General features: G+C 63.7%; 13 protein-coding genes. 5 read left to right on the plus strand and 8 right to left on the minus strand.

Annotated elements, in window-relative coordinates; genetic code table 11:
- Positions 1-58 precede the first annotated feature (58 nt).
- The 3 genes from ACP146_RS17655 to ACP146_RS17665 all read left to right on the plus strand — a co-directional run bounded on the left by ACP146_RS17655 (position 59) and on the right by ACP146_RS17665 (position 3,252).
- The gene (locus ACP146_RS17655) at positions 59-1,333 is read left to right on the plus strand and encodes a glycerate kinase type-2 family protein (protein ID WP_422368065.1); all 1,275 of its coding nucleotides are present in this window, start codon (positions 59-61) and stop codon (positions 1,331-1,333) included.
- Positions 1,334-1,405: 72 nt separating this feature from the next.
- Positions 1,406-2,824 carry a pyruvate kinase gene (gene pyk / locus ACP146_RS17660; RefSeq protein WP_422368066.1) on the plus strand — a complete coding sequence of 473 codons (1,419 nt, stop codon included), beginning with the start codon at positions 1,406-1,408 and terminating at the stop codon, positions 2,822-2,824.
- A 47-nt stretch (positions 2,825-2,871) separates the two neighbouring features.
- Positions 2,872-3,252, plus strand: coding sequence for a cupin domain-containing protein (locus ACP146_RS17665; RefSeq protein WP_422368067.1), 381 nt, complete (start codon positions 2,872-2,874; stop codon positions 3,250-3,252).
- On the opposite strand, the gene ACP146_RS17670 is transcribed toward ACP146_RS17665, so the two are convergent.
- The gene (locus ACP146_RS17670) at positions 3,249-3,776 is read right to left on the minus strand and encodes a tetratricopeptide repeat protein (protein WP_422368068.1); all 528 of its coding nucleotides are present in this window, start codon (positions 3,774-3,776) and stop codon (positions 3,249-3,251) included. The two genes, ACP146_RS17665 and ACP146_RS17670, sit on opposite strands and share 4 nt — an antisense overlap.
- Before the next feature lie 116 nt (positions 3,777-3,892).
- On the opposite strand from ACP146_RS17670, the gene ACP146_RS17675 reads away from it, so the two are divergent.
- Positions 3,893-4,978 (plus strand): M14 family metallopeptidase, encoded by a 1,086-nt coding sequence (locus ACP146_RS17675; RefSeq protein ID WP_422368069.1) that lies wholly within the window; start codon positions 3,893-3,895, stop codon positions 4,976-4,978.
- 6 nt (positions 4,979-4,984) lie between these two features.
- Here the strand turns inward: ACP146_RS17675 and glcF are convergent, their stop codons facing one another.
- The 7 genes from glcF to ACP146_RS17710 all read right to left on the minus strand — a co-directional run bounded on the left by glcF (position 4,985) and on the right by ACP146_RS17710 (position 13,402).
- Positions 4,985-6,280: a glycolate oxidase subunit GlcF gene (glcF, locus tag ACP146_RS17680; protein ID WP_422368070.1), complete on the minus strand. Its 1,296-nt coding sequence runs from the start codon at positions 6,278-6,280 to the stop codon at positions 4,985-4,987.
- A gap of 3 nt (positions 6,281-6,283) precedes the next feature.
- Entirely contained in the window at positions 6,284-7,498 is a 1,215-nt protein-coding gene (gene glcE / locus ACP146_RS17685) for a glycolate oxidase subunit GlcE (RefSeq protein ID WP_422368071.1), read from the minus strand.
- Positions 7,499-7,513: 15 nt separating this feature from the next.
- Entirely contained in the window at positions 7,514-9,001 is a 1,488-nt protein-coding gene (locus ACP146_RS17690; protein WP_422368072.1) for an FAD-linked oxidase C-terminal domain-containing protein, read from the minus strand.
- A gap of 392 nt (positions 9,002-9,393) precedes the next feature.
- The gene (ykgO, locus tag ACP146_RS17695) at positions 9,394-9,519 is read right to left on the minus strand and encodes a type B 50S ribosomal protein L36 (RefSeq protein WP_142895287.1); all 126 of its coding nucleotides are present in this window, start codon (positions 9,517-9,519) and stop codon (positions 9,394-9,396) included.
- Positions 9,520-9,653: 134 nt separating this feature from the next.
- Positions 9,654-10,610 (minus strand): class I SAM-dependent methyltransferase, encoded by a 957-nt coding sequence (locus ACP146_RS17700; RefSeq protein WP_425032944.1) that lies wholly within the window; start codon positions 10,608-10,610, stop codon positions 9,654-9,656.
- Positions 10,611-10,891: 281 nt separating this feature from the next.
- A complete protein-coding gene (locus tag ACP146_RS17705) occupies positions 10,892-12,526 on the minus strand; it encodes a thiamine pyrophosphate-binding protein (RefSeq protein WP_422368074.1) in 1,635 nt (544 codons plus the stop codon).
- 186 nt (positions 12,527-12,712) lie between these two features.
- On the minus strand, positions 12,713-13,402 hold the full coding sequence (locus ACP146_RS17710; protein ID WP_422368075.1) for a GntR family transcriptional regulator: 690 nt from the start codon (positions 13,400-13,402) through the stop codon (positions 12,713-12,715).
- A gap of 212 nt (positions 13,403-13,614) precedes the next feature.
- Between ACP146_RS17710 and ACP146_RS17715 the strand changes: the two genes are divergently transcribed.
- Positions 13,615-14,664 (plus strand): TRAP transporter substrate-binding protein, encoded by a 1,050-nt coding sequence (locus tag ACP146_RS17715; RefSeq protein WP_422368076.1) that lies wholly within the window; start codon positions 13,615-13,617, stop codon positions 14,662-14,664.
- The last annotated feature ends 38 nt before the right edge of the window (positions 14,665-14,702 follow it).

A 14,702-nucleotide genomic window follows, 5' to 3' on the forward strand; every position in this document is an offset into this window, starting at 1 on the left:
CCTATCCGGGCTTTCAAGACACCGGCAGACCCGCCACGCGGCCGACCGGACCGCTGTGATGGCCGACAGCGAGGATACCGCGTTCCTGCGCCGACTATTCGACGCAGCCCTCGATGCCGCCGATCCGGCAAAGGCGGTCCCCGGCTTCTTACCCAAACCGCCGAAGGGCCGCACCGTTGTCCTGGGCGCCGGCAAGGCCGGGGCCGCCATGGCCAAGGCGGTGGAGGAAAACTGGGAAGGGCCTCTGGAAGGCCTGGTGGTGACGCGCTACGACCACGGGGCGGACTGCCGACGCATTGAAGTGATCGAAGCGGCACACCCGGTTCCCAACGTCGCCGGGCGCGACGCCGCGAAACGCATTCTCGCCATGGCGCAGGGCCTCGGGGAAGACGATTTGCTGCTTTGCCTGATGTCCGGCGGCGGTTCGGCGCTCCTGGCCTTACCGGCCCCGGGCATCAGTCTGGAGGAAAAGCAGGCGGTCAACCGCGCCCTGCTGAAGTCCGGCGCCGCCATCGACGAGATGAACTGTGTGCGCAAACACCTCTCCGCCATCAAGGGGGGCCGGCTGGCCGCCGCCGCCGCGCCGGCAAAAGTCGTTAGCCTGCTGATATCCGACGTACCGGGCGACGACCCGGCGGTTATTGCTTCGGGGCCCACGATTGCCGATCCGACAACCTTTGCCGATGCACGCGCCATTCTTGAGAAGTATGGGATCAGCGCACCGCCTTCCATATCGACACTGCTGTGGGAAGCATCGGAAGAGACGCCAAAGCCCGGTGACCCGCGTCTGGAACGGGCCGAAGCGGTGGTTGTCGCAAAGCCTCAAGCCTCCCTGGAAGCCGCTGCCGCCCTTGCCCGGGAGGCCGGCATAACCCCCGTGATCCTGGGCGATTCGATCGAAGGCGAAGCCCGCGAGGTTGCCCAGGTAATGGCGGGCATCGCCCGGCAGGTCGTCCAGTATGGCCAACCATTGCCGGCGCCCTGCGTGCTGCTGTCCGGCGGAGAGACGACCGTCACGGTGCGCGGCGCGGGCCGCGGCGGGCGCAACGCCGAGTTCCTGCTGGCACTGACCGTTGCCCTGGACGGCCTGCCCGGCGTTTTCAGTCTGGCCTGCGACACCGACGGCATTGACGGCAGCGAAGACAATGCCGGCGCGGTCGCAACCCCCGATACGCTGAGCCGCGCGACAGCGCTCGGCCTGGACGCAAAGGCTATGCTGGCGAACAACGACGGTTACAGTTTCTTTGCAAAGTTGGACGACCTGATCGAAACCGGTCCGACGCGCACCAACGTGAATGACTTTCGCGCAATCCTGATCCGGCCTATACAGTAGACCCTTGCGAAAAGCGCCGTTCCGGCGCCGTGCAACTGGGCCGTCTTTTAATCTCTGGGTAAGATCCGCGTCATGCGCCGCAGCAGAAAAGCCAAAATCGTCGCCACCCTCGGACCCGCGAGCTCCGACAAAGAAGCGATCCGCAACCTGTTCAAATGCGGCGCCGACGTATTCCGCCTGAATTTCAGCCACGGCAGCCACGACGATCATAAGGCCCGCTACGATACCATCCGGGAAGTCGAACGCGAGTTGGAGCGGCCGATCGGCGTCATGGCCGACATGCAGGGCCCAAAGCTGCGCATCGGTACGGTCAGGGATGGGGCGGTCGAGTTGGAGGCGGGCCAGAGTTTCAGGCTCGATCTCGACCCCGCGACCGGCGACGAGAAGCGGGCGCCGCTGCTGCATCCGGAAATCTTTGCGGCGATCACCGCCGGCACCGCCCTCCTGATAGACGACGGCAAGCTGCGCCTGGAGGTCCAGGAATGCACGCCGGACTATGCCGAGACCAAGGTCATCACTGGCGGTCCTCTGCGCGACCGCAAGGGGGTGAACCTGCCCGGTGTCATCCTGCCGATCTCGCCGCTTACCGAGAAGGACCGGGCCGATCTGGAGTTTGCGCTCGGCCTGGGCGTCGATTGGGTGGCCCTCTCATTCGTGCAGCGCCCGGAGGATCTGACAGAAGCGCGTCGCTTGATTGGAGACCGCGCCGCGATCATGACCAAGGTCGAGAAACCGGCGGCGATCGACTGTCTGCCGCAGTTGGTGGCGCTGTCGGATGCCATCATGGTCGCCCGCGGCGACCTGGGTGTGGAGATGCCGCCGGAAACCATTCCCGCCCGTCAGAAACAGATCATCCATGCCAGCCGTCTTTCCGGCGTGCCTGTGGTCGTCGCCACGCAGATGCTTGAATCGATGATCACCGCGCCGACCCCGACCCGCGCCGAGGCCTCGGACGTGGCCACCGCGATCTACGACGGCGCCGATGCCGTGATGCTCTCTGCCGAGACCGCCGCCGGCGATTACCCGAACGAGGCGGTTTCCATCATGGACCGCATCATTCAAAGCACCGAGACCGATCCCTCCTACCTCGGCATCATCCATGCCCGCGACGGCAATACGGAGGCGACCGGCGCCGATGCCATATCGACTGCCGCCGCACAGGTCGCCGCTACGATCTCCACCGCCGCCATCGTGAACTACACGATGTCCGGTTCGACTGCCCTGCGTGCTGCCCGCCAGCGGCCGAAGGTGCCGATCCTGGTGTTGACCAACGAACTGCGCACGGCCCGGCGGCTCGCCGTTCTCTGGGGCGCTCACTGCGTGCATACTGAAGACGTCTCCAACACTCAGGAGATGGTCGACAAGGCAAGCCGCATAGCGGTGCGCGAGGGCTTCGCCAACCTCGGCGACAACCTGGCGATCACCGCGGGTGTGCCCTTTAAGACGCCGGGCACCACCAACATGCTGCGCATCGCCAAAATCGAGCAATAGGCCCCGGCGCCACAGGGAAGACCATGCTGAGAACCGGCGCGCGACGATTGACGCAAACCTACCTGGAACTCGGCGATGACGGCGAAGTCACCGAGATCGCGCTGACGCCCGAGTTCTGGCCTCAGATAATGTCCGGCGAGCGCCGGCTGTCCGGTCGCCTGATGATGGCTGCCGCCATGACCGAAGACATGGGCCATTGGGAAATGCATCCGGCCGGTGACGAAGTTCTGGCGCTGCTGTCGGGACGGGTTACCGTCGTCCTGGAACAAGACGGGGACGATCAGGAGATCGATCTCGACGCCGGCGAAGTCTGTGTCGTACCGCGCGGCTGCTGGCATCGCGTCAAGGTTCGCGAGGCCGGTGAAATGATGTTCATAACAGCCGGCGAAGGCACCGCGCACAAGCCGGTGAAAGCGGACGGGGACTAAATCTCCCGCTCGCGGATGCGCTTGCGCAGCGCCGCCGCGTTGACCGCCGCCGAGGCCAGGTGCGGATGGATCGCCAAGGCCTCCTCGAAGGCCTCCAAAGCGCGCTTTTCGTCTTCCAGGGCCACGTAGATCAGTCCGCGCCCCGAGAGCGCGCCGAAGTGACGCGGCTCCAGGCTCAGGGTCTTGGCAACATCAGCCAGGGATTGCTCGAAGTTGCCCATCAGATAGTGAACCGTCGCCCGCTTGTTCCAGCCTTCGGCGAAGTCGGGCGCAATGGCGACCATCTGCTCGAACTTTGCCAGCGCGCGGCGATAGTCACGCCGCGACATGGCCGCCACCCCGTCCTGCATAAGTGCACGAACGGCGCCGTCGTCCGACTGACCCCAGATCGACCAGATTGCCCCTTCCAGAGCCTGCGCCTCGGCTGCTCCCGGTGCTTGAAGAAGGCTGGAGAACAGTCCATCCAGCCGCGCATCGTTCTGATCCGCCGCCGCGGGAAGCGCAGCGAACAGGCTAAACAACACAGCAATCGCTTTTGACCAGAAAAGCCTCATATTCTGAAGTATGACTGAAAGTCCGGGGCCGCCATAGTGTCGGATCGCCGATTTGTATTCACGATTGTATGAAGGAACAAAGACCGATGACCGCGGCGCGGTATTTCTCCAGCGACTATTCCCAGGCACGCCGGCGTTTCGCCGAGGCCGCAGCCGCAGCAAATGCATCGATCACCAGCTACCAACATCCCGGAACCGGGCCCGAAGGCGAGAGCCTGTCAACCGAAGTCGCCTGGCTGGGCCCGGAGGACGCTGAGCGGGTTCTGCTTACCGTCTCAGGCACCCACGGCGCTGAGGGATTCTGCGGCTCCGGCGTTCAGACCGGCTGGTTCGAAAGCGGCTTGGCGGGCGAAATGCGGGATGACTTTGCCTATGTCGCCATTCATGCCATTAACCCTCATGGATTTGCCTGGCTGCGCCGGGTGACCGAAGACAACGTCGACCTCAACCGCAATTTCGTCGACTTCTCGACGCCGCTGCCGACCAACGACGGCTATGACGAACTGGCTGCTGCGCTCTGCCCGCCGACCTGGGACGATGCGACCATCGCCGAGACCCGTGAAGTCATCTATGCCTATAGCGATGCCCATGGCGCCGATGCCTTGCAGGCCGCCGTCTCCGCCGGCCAGTACAGCCATCCGGACGGGATTTTTTACGGCGGGAAGGCCGCCACCTGGTCACACCGCACGCTTAAAGAGATCTTCTTCCGCCATCTCTCCAGCGCCAAGGCCATCGCCGTGGTCGACTACCACACCGGGCTCGGCCCGCGCGGCCATGGCGAGCGCATCTGTCCCGCTTTTCCCGACTCACCCGGCCTCGCTCGGGTGCAGGAGTGGTATGGCGACGATCATACCTGCCCGGCCCTCGGCACTTCTTCCTCTGCCGACATACGCGGCTTCAACATGATCGGGATGGAGCAGGCCGCCCCCCATGCCGCGATCACGCCGCTCGCCTTGGAATACGGCACCCTGCCAATGGAAGAGGTGAAACTCGCCCTGCGCGCCGACAACTGGCTGCACTTGCACGGCGACCTGGAGTCAGCCAAGGGCCGCAGCATCAAGGCGCAGGTGCGCGAGGCCTTCTATCAGGATGCCGACGACTGGAAACAGATGGTCTGGGACCGGGCCATCGAAACCCAACGCCTCGCCCTGGCCGGCCTGAACGGCGGCTAAGGACAGCTACTCGCCGGCGGCTAAAGCCCGCGGCTTCGGACCGCCGGTCGCCCAATCCAGCAGCTCGACGGTATGCACCACCGGGATCCCGGTGCCGCTGCCGATCTGGGTCATGCAACCGATGTTTCCGGTAGCGATGATATCCGGCTTTGTGCTTTCGATATTGCTGATCTTGCGCGCCTTGAGCTGGCCTGCGATTTCCGGCTGCATCAGGTTGTAGGTTCCCGCTGAACCGCAACACAGATGCCCCTCGGGAACGTCTTTCACGGCAAAACCGGCAGCGGTCAGCAGCGCCTTGGGTTCGCGCCGGATCTGTTGGCCGTGCTGCATGGAACAGGCTGAATGATAGGCCACGGTCAGCTCCGCAGGCTCTTCAGCAGGCGGCAGCTTGAGACCGTCGAGAAACTCCGTCACGTCTTTGGTCAGCGCCGCTATCGTCTCTGCCGGTTCACGCCAGTCCGACTCCTCGCGCAGCATGAAGCCGTAGTCCTTGACGGTGGTACCGCAGCCCGAGGCGTTGATGATCACCGCGTCCAGCCCCTCGCCTTCCAGCTCGCGCTTCCAGGCGGCGATGTTGGCCTTGGCGCTTTTGAGCGCTGGCGGCTCCTTGCCCATGTGATGCACCAGGGCGCCGCAGCATCCGGCCCCCTTTGCCACTACGACCTCCACCCCATGGCGGGTGAGCAACCGTACCGTCGACTCGTTGATTTCCGGCGCCAGCACCTTTTGCGCGCAGCCGGTCATCAGGGCGACCCGGGCACGACGTTGCCCCTGGGCGGTAAAAACCTGGGGCCGGTCGACCTTGCTGGGCGGGCGCACCTCCGACGGGGCCATGGCCACCAGCCCTTTCAGGCGGCCCGGCATGATCCCGGCGAAGGGTTTGGCGAAATAGGCGCCGAGCAAGGCGAGACGGAAGCGCCAGGGGCTCGGCAGAACAAAGGCGAGTATCCAGCGCAGCATCCGCTCCGACAGAGGACGGCGGTAGGTTTCCTCGATGTACTTACGCCCGTGATCGACAAGATGCATGTAGTGCACGCCGGAGGGACAGGTCGTCATGCAGGAAAGACAGGAAAGACAGCGGTCGATGTGTTTGACGACTTTCGCCGTCGCCGGGCGCCCCTTCTCCAGCATGTCCTTCAGCAGGTAGATCCGCCCGCGCGGCGAATCGAGTTCGTCGCCCAACAAGGTGTAGGTCGGACAGGTCGCCGTGCAAAAGCCGCAGTGCACGCAGTTGCGCAGGATCTTTTCGGACTCCGCCGTATCCGGATCGGCGAGTTGGGCCAGGGTGAAATTCGTCTGCATCGCCTAGAGCCCCGCGTACATGCGGCCGGGATTCAAAACACGGTTGGGATCGAAGCCGTCCTTCACCCGCGCCGTAAGCGCCGCCATGGCAGGCGCTTGCGGCTGGAACACGGCTTCGGCCGCCCGCACCTTTTGCGGCGCGCGAATCAGCGTCGCATGGCCGCCGTATTGCCCGAGAACGTCGCGGATGCGCTGTGCCCCGGCATCGCCCTCCGACGAGAGCGCGAGCCAGACCAGTCCGCCGCCCCAATCGTAGTAGGCCGCGCCCTGGCCGATGGCGGCGACCACCTCCGGGCCCGCGCTGGGCGCGACCGAGAGACGCCAGACCGCCCGCTCATCTTCTTGCCAAAGCGGCTGGACGTCCCGCAGTTCCCGCCAGAGGGTCAGGGAGTTCTGACTGTGCAGCTCTTCGGTCTGGCCGAGGTCTGCCAGTTCCCGGCGCAGGGCAGCGCAGCGGTATTCGACCGAGGGCCCCGGGCCTTCGACCCTAATGGCCGTCACCGCACCGCCGGCTTCGGCAACGTAGGAAACCGCCGAACCCGGCGACAGCGCCGCTGGCAGATGAGCGGCAGCGGAGACCTCATGCGGCGAGCCCAGGGCGCGGCTCATGGCCTTCATCGCCGTGGCGTCATCCAGACCAAGCAGCAGAACCGTGTAGGTCTTCTGCGGCCTCGGCAAAACCTTCAGGGTTACGTCGGTCATCACCGCCAAGGTGCCATAGGACCCGCAGAGCAGCTTGCAGAGATCGTAGCCGGTCACGTTCTTCACCACGCGGCCGCCGGACTTGAAGATCTCGCCGCGCCCGGAAGCGGACTCGACGCCAAGAAAGTGATCGCGCGCGGCCCCCGCCTTGATGCGCCGCGGCCCGGAGAGGTTGCAGGCCAGCACGCCGCCGACGGAACCGCTGCCCGCCGTGCCCCCCAAAAGCGGCGACAGATCGGCGGGTTCGAAGGCAAGCATCTGGTTCTTCTCGTCTACGGCCGCCTCGATCTCGGCGATACTGGTGCCCGCCCGTGCCGAGAGCACAAGCTCTTCCGGCTCGTAAAGCGTGATCCCGGTGAGCTTTGAAAGATCCAGGCTGTGGGCGGCCTGGACCGGTCTTCCCAGGGCGCGCTTGCTGCCCCGGCCGATGACTTCCAGCGGCTGTTCTTCGGCGGCGGCCCAGGTAACCGCCTCAACCAACTGGTCGCGGTTTTCGATGCTGAAGGTCGATCCCATCGGCTGCGGTTCCCTCTAGAAGCGCGGCAGGTCGGGAAACGGCAGCTTGCCACCGCTGATATGCATCCGCCCCAGTTCCGCGCAGCGGTGAAGCTGAGGAAAGACCTTGCCGGGATTGAGCAAGGCCTCAGGATCGAAAGCGCATTTCACCCGCTGTTGCTGCTTCATGTCGGTCTCGCTGAACATCGCGCCCATGAGATCGCGCTTCTCGACCCCCACGCCGTGCTCGCCGGTCAGTACGCCACCGACCTCGACGCAGAGTTTCAGGATGTCGGAGCCGAAATCCTCCGCCGCCTCCAGTTCTCCGGGCTTGTTGGCATCGTAGAGGATGAGGGGATGCAGGTTGCCGTCGCCGGCATGAAAGACGTTGGCGACCCTCAGGCCGTACTTCTCGCTCATCTCTCGCATGCGACGGAGAACCAGCGGCAACTGGGCCCGCGGGATGGTGCCGTCCATGCAGTAATAGTCCGGCGAGATCCGGCCGACCGCCGGGAAGGCCGCCTTGCGCCCGGCCCAAAAGGAAAGGCGTTCCTCTTCGCTTTCGCTGATCCGGCTGGTGACCGCACCGTGCCGTTCGGCGATGTCGGAAACCTCGGTGATCAGATGATCGACCTCCGCCTGAGGGCCATCCAGTTCGACGATCAGCAAGGCATCGACATCCAGGGGATAGCCGGCGTGAACGAAGTCTTCGGCGGCATGGATCGCGGGCTTGTCCATCATCTCCATACCGCCGGGGATGATGCCGCCGGCAATGATCGCCGCAACGCAGTCGCCGGCCTGCTCCGCCGTCGGAAATCCGAGCAGCAACGCCTGGGCCGTCTCCGGCTTTTTCAACAGGCGCACCGTCACCTCTGTCACAACCCCCAGGAGCCCTTCGGAACCGGTCATAAGGCCGAGAAGATCATAGCCCTCGGCATCCAGGTGCTTGCCGCCAATACGCAAGACGGTGCCGTCCATCAGCACCATTTCCAGACCCAGCAGATTGTTTGTGGTGAGGCCGTACTTGAGGCAGTGCACGCCGCCGGAGTTCTCGGCGACGTTGCCGCCGATGGTGCAGGCGATCTGGCTGGAGGGATCCGGCGCGTAGTAGAAACCTTCGGACTCCACCGCCTTGGTGATCCCGAGGTTGGTGACGCCCGGCTGCACCACGGCGCAGCGGTTCTCGAAGTCGATCTCCAGAACACGGTTGAACTTGCCGAGCCCCAGAATGATGCCGTCGGCCAGCGGCAAGGCCCCCCCGGAGAGCGAGGTGCCTGCCCCCCGCGGCACCACCTTGACGCCGCGTTCCTGGCAGCATTTGAGAACCTGGCTGACCTGATCCTTGGTCTCCGGCAACACCACGATCAAAGGAAGCTGCTTATAGGCGGTAAGCCCGTCGGACTCGTAGACCCGGAGTTCATCCTCGTCGACGATGACCCCCTCGCCCGGCACGATCGCCCGCAGAGCGGTCACGATGTCGGCCTTGGCCTCAATGATCGTCTGATCGGGGTCGGGCATCTTCATCGCATCGCTCTCCCAGGGTGGCGTCCGACCTTACCGGCGGACGGCGTTTATTTCCTCGTCTTCACATTCCCAGGGGTCTTTGCCGCCCCGGCTTATGAAGAAGCGCTTCGGGGCCGGGCGGCAAGAGCCGGGATACCCGCGAAACACTTAAATTGGTAATACCAATTTCAGAAATATGGCCCGGTCTAATGGATCGGTCAATGCTTCTGCACCCTGTAAAGAGCCCGAATCCCAAGAATTCCGCCAAATTGGCATCACTGACAGACCAAAATTGAGTGGACAAACGAAAGGCCGCGCCCCCAAAGGGAAGCGCGGCCTTTCAAATTCAATCGCTCGATTCGCCCCGGAACCTGTCCCCGAACGGCAGGTCCCGGCCGGTCAGCTCTCGCCGATCAGCCCTGGCGGGCCTTGAATCGCGGGTTCTTTTTGTTGATCACGTAGACGCGACCCCGGCGCCGAACCACCCGGCAGCCCTTTTCCCGCAGTTTCGCGGTCTTCAGTGAGTTAACGACCTTCATTTCTCTATCCTCTTGAGCCGCGCCGCTATGGCCCGGACGCGGAAAGGCGGGAACATAAGGACCGGCGAGGGGGCTGTCAAGCACGCGGAATCCGCTGAAAACCGAAGCAAAACGGGGCGGATGACGATCAGGCCTTACCAGTCGGAGAGCATCTTCTCCGCATCTTTTTTCAGTGCATGAAAACGGCAGATCCGAAGGGCGCCGCTGTCGATCGCCTTGGTGCGCCGGGTCCAGAGCTCAACGGCCTGTTCAACCGCATCCGCGGTCGACTTGTCCATTGTGTGCCCTTTGATGCTGTTCAGAAAGCCCGCCCAGGCGCTGGTGATGATCTTATGGACGTCTTCAGTGATGTCTTCCTTGATGCGTATATCCAGCCGTGCCTCGGTCAAGGCGGCCTCATAATCCTTCATCGTCCAGGGATGGGGTGCGACCGGCTCCCCCTTCTTCCAGTCTCCAACCGCCTTGGTGTCGGCGTTTTCGGCAAGCACGTAATCCGTGAAGAGCAGCTGGCCGCGCGGCTTGATCATGTTGATGATCTCAGCCAGCAGGCGCTCCTTGTCCTCGACCAGATACAGGGCCTCTTTGGAAAAAACACAGTCGATGGACGACTCGCGGAACTCGTAGTGGTCCACGTCGAAGTAGTGGATGGGCGCCCGCTTGGCGAGCCCGGCCATGGTGGAAAGCTCCATACCGGCATCCGCCACTTCACGGTCGGCCTCCAACCCTGTCATCCAGATGTCGAAATGCTCGGCGATGATCCGGGTGGCGCCACCGAGCCCGGCACCGACTTCGATCACCGTATGTTTGGGATCCAGCGCGAAGGGCTTGACCAGCTTCAGGATATAGTTTTTGTCGCCGGGGCCGGACATGCCCTCGCCCCAGATCTCCTGCATCACTTCAAGCCGCTTGGACATCCACTCCGGCGAACCAGGCTCCGGCGCGTCCTCGTCCAGTTCTCCGGACTCGAAGGGCACCAGCTTCTTTTGGTGGACCGTCAGGTCATAGCCTTCCCACCACGCTTTCAACCGCATCCAAAATGGAATCTGGGTCTTCAGCGTTGCTTGCTGGGACGAGTTGGCACCTTGAGCCATGGTATTCCTTCACTCATCAGACGGGCACCCGGCCGAACCACGGCGATAATTGCGGCCGGATTTCTTCCCTCCATTAACCTTAGATAGCGAGAAATCCTTTAATCACCCTTAAGCCACTGGCCGGCCATGGTTTACTCAAACTGGCGGTTACACAGCCGTATGCGCAACCGGGACGGGCATTCATCTGGTGTTGCACAAGAAGCCGGTGATACGGCGGCCATAGCCGCGCTGTATGGCCGAACCCGATCCAATGACTGCGAAGAGCTGCTATCGCGAAAAGCTCAGGCCGCAGACCGGGGCGTGAGCGCCGCCGGGGAAACCTTCAGATCCAGGATGGCGGGTACGCCGGCGGCTTGGGCACGGGCCAGGGCGGCCGGGAAATCCTCATGGCTGGCCACCGTTTCCCCGTAGCCACCATAGGCCTGGGCCAGCGCGGCAAAGTCCGGGTTCACCATGTCGGTGCCTGAGGGACGGCCCGGATAGTCACGCTCCTGGTGCATGCGGATCGTGCCGTAGAGGCCGTTGTTGGAAATCAGCACGATGATGTTGGCGCCGTATTGGACCGCGGTACCGAACTCCTGCATGGTCATCTGAAAGCAGCCGTCACCGGCCAGGCAGATTACATCACGGTCGGGATGCTCAAGCTTCGCGGCAACCGAGGCCGGCAGACCGTAGCCCATGGACCCGCTGGTCGGGGCAAGTTGGGTCCGCCAGGACTTGTATCGAAAGTAGCGATGCAGCCAGGCCGAATAGTTGCCGGCGCCGTTTGTGAGGATGGCGTTTTCGGGCAGCGTCCGGGAAAGGTGCAGAATGAGCTGCTCCATCTTCAGCGCGCCGGGGGTTTCCTGCGGCACCTGCCAGGCCTCGTAGTCCGCCCGCCCCGCTTCGAGCCAGTCGCTTCGCGCCGCATCGCTCGCTGCTTCCACTGCAGCCGCCAATTGCTGGACGAAGGCCCCGGCGGAGGCAGCGACGGCGCGGGCCGGTCGGTAGACCCGCCCCGGTTCGCTGGGATCGGCATGAACGTGGACCAGCCGCTGCCGCGGTTCGGGGATATCCACCAGGCTGTAGCCGCTGGTGGTAATCTCTCCCAGCCGCGCGCCCAGGACCAGCAGCAGGTCAGCCGAGCGCACCCGCTCGGCCAAGTTCGGATTGATGCCGATGCCGACATCGCCGATGTAACAAGGATGCCGGTTGTCGAGGTAGTCCTGGCAGCGGAAGGAAACGCCCACGGGCAGCGACAGCTTACCCACCAACTGTTCAAGGGCCGCGCCGGCAGCAGCCGACCAGCCGCCGCCGCCGACAATGGCGAGCGGTTTCTCGGCCGCTTCGATCAGCGCCAGAACCGAGCCGACGTCCTCCTGCGATGCCAGCCCGGAGGCGAGCACAGCCGGCGCAGCGTCGGCAACATCGGCAGAGGCCGAAAGCATGTCCTCCGGCAACGCCAAGACCACCGGCCCGGGCCGCCCGGAGGCCGCCACGTGAAAGGCCGCGCTGACGTATTCCGGAATGCGCTCGGTCACCTCGATCTCGGCAACCCACTTGGCGAGGGGGCCGAACATCTGCCGGTAGTCGACTTCCTGAAAGGCCTCGCGATCCCGCTGCCCGCGGGCGACCTGGCCGACGAAGAGCACCATCGGCGTCGAATCCTGAAAGGCGACATGGACGCCGGCCGAAGCATTGGTGGCGCCCGGTCCCCGGGTCACAAAGGCCACGCCGGGCCGGCCGGTCAACTTGCCATGGGCCTCGGCCATCATCGCCGCGCCGCCTTCCTGACGGCAGACGATCGTCTGAATCGGACTCTGGTGCAGCCCGTCCAAAGCCGCCAGGTAGCTTTCGCCGGGAATGCAGAAAACCCTGTCGACACCCTGGATACGCAGTTGGTCTACAAGGATCTGGCCGCCGTGGCGTTCGGACATTTCGCACTCCCAAGAAAGGTCTTTATACCGATCTTCCCTTTTGCCACAGCGGCAGCCAGGAAGAAACGGGCCGTTGCATGACTGCCCTGGTGATGATTCCTGTGCCGGCGCGGGTTGCGCATCGACGCCGAAGTCGGCCGCCATCCGAACATCAAGGTCTGCGGCAGAGACGGCATCGACGGCCAACTACGCCGACGTCCTGAAGTGATCGGGGTATTCCCGGCGCAGTAGATCGATCCGCTCGATGGTGCCGGTCAGGTGCCGGCGCATTTCCTCCTGCGCGCCCTGTTCATCGCCGGCCTCGACCGCATCGATGATCGCGCGGTGGGCCGCCAGAATAGCGTTGATCTTGCCTTCTTTCGGCAGATCGAGGCGGCGGGCACGTGCCATATGCCCGGCCTTCGCTTTCAACAGACTGTGCAGATTCAACTGGCCCACCCCGTCAAACAGGGTTTGATGAAAGGCTTCGTCCAGTTCGTTGAACATCGCCATCTCGTCCAGGTTATCGGCAAGAACCTCCTGCATATCCAAGATCGCCCGCGCTTTTTTGATAACAGCCGGGTCCGGCGCCCGGGCCAGGCGGCGCACCACTTCCGCCTCCACCGCCATGCGCAGAAAGTGGGCCTCGTTGAGTTGCGCCACATCGATCTTGGTGACGATGGTCTTGGACTGCGGGAAAATCCTGACAAGCCCGTCCTGCTCCAGCCGCTGCATCGCCTCGCGGATCGGCGACTGGCTGACTTCGTACCGCTGTGTGAGTTCGACCCTGGACAGGGTGGCACCGGGCGGCAGTTCCAGATTGACGATACGCTGGCGCAGGTCGTCATAGACACGCTGCGAGGCAGTCGCGGACTCTCCACGGTTCGCGGGCAACATGCCGCTCCCCGCCAGCCGGTGATCGGACATCGAAACGGCCATAAAACCCCTTTGCTTTTCCGGCGGCCTCGCCCGAGGCCCCTTTTGTCCCCTTCAAATAGCGCGGGATAAAGTTTGATTCAACTAGTCTGCTAATATATTAGTTGACTGTCATCGCATAGAGCTGCGTTACGGCAGCCGCGCAAATAAGACGACCCCCACGGGAGGAAATCATGAAAATCAAAAGCTTAAACAAGGCCTCGACGATTGTGGCGCTCGCGGCCGCCTTTGGAATCGGCCTCGGCACGGCGGCCGAGGCCCGCACGCTCAAGGTCCAGACAAGCGCCACGGCCAGCCACTTCACCCTGGCCTTTCTCAACGAGACCTGGGTGCCGCGGCTGAAGGACATGACCGGCGGGTCGCTGGAAATAGAACTGCTGCCGATCAAGGCGGTGGTGCCGCATCGCGAAACGCCGGAAGCCGTTGCCATGGGTATCCTCGACGGCGATCTCACCTCGATCAACTACTTCGCCGGACGCGATCCCTCCTTCGCCTTGATGGGCGATCTGATCGCCGGTTATGACAGTGCCGACCAGATCCAGGCCTACTGCGCGATCGGCGGCGGCAAGGAGATGCTCCAGAAGCTCTATGACCAGTATCAGCCGGGGGTGAAGGTCATCGGCTGCGGCGCCTATGCCCGCGAAGCCTTTGTTTCAAGCGTTCCGGTACGCGGCGTGGCCGACTTCAAGGGCGTGAAAGTCCGCTCCCCCGAAGGTCTTGCCTCTGAGGTCTTCAAGCGCGCCGGTGCGTCGCCGGTTTCACTGCCGGGCTCCGAAGTCTACACGGCGCTCGAGAAAGGCGTGATCGACGCAGCCGACAACTCGGCCTACGCCAACAACGATGCCAACGGCCTGAACAAGATCGCCAAGTTCCCGATCTTTCCCGGCATTCACTCCACACCGATCCTTCAGTTCACGGTTTCCCAGACGGCCTGGGATCAAATGACGGCGGCCGAGCAGGCTGCGCTGGAGGTCTGGTATCTCGCCGCTTACAACGACATGCGGCGGATCGTCGATATGAAGGACCGCGAACTGGTCGCCCGCGACAAGGCCGCCGGCGACATTGAGGTCATCGACTGGCCGCAGTCCGAGCGCGATGCCTTTCGCGAGATCGCCGTCGGCGCCTGGAAGGACTACGCCGCATCCTCGGAGATGGCTCAGGAAGTCTACGCATCGCACATCGCATTCATGAAGAAGATCGGTCTTCTGAACGCAGACTTCTGACGACAGGCAAGGTCACACCTGCTCCGGCGGGTGTGGCC

The sequence above is a fragment of the Pelagibius sp. genome, from assembly GCF_965249265.1.
GTDB lineage: Bacteria > Pseudomonadota > Alphaproteobacteria > Kiloniellales > Kiloniellaceae > Pelagibius.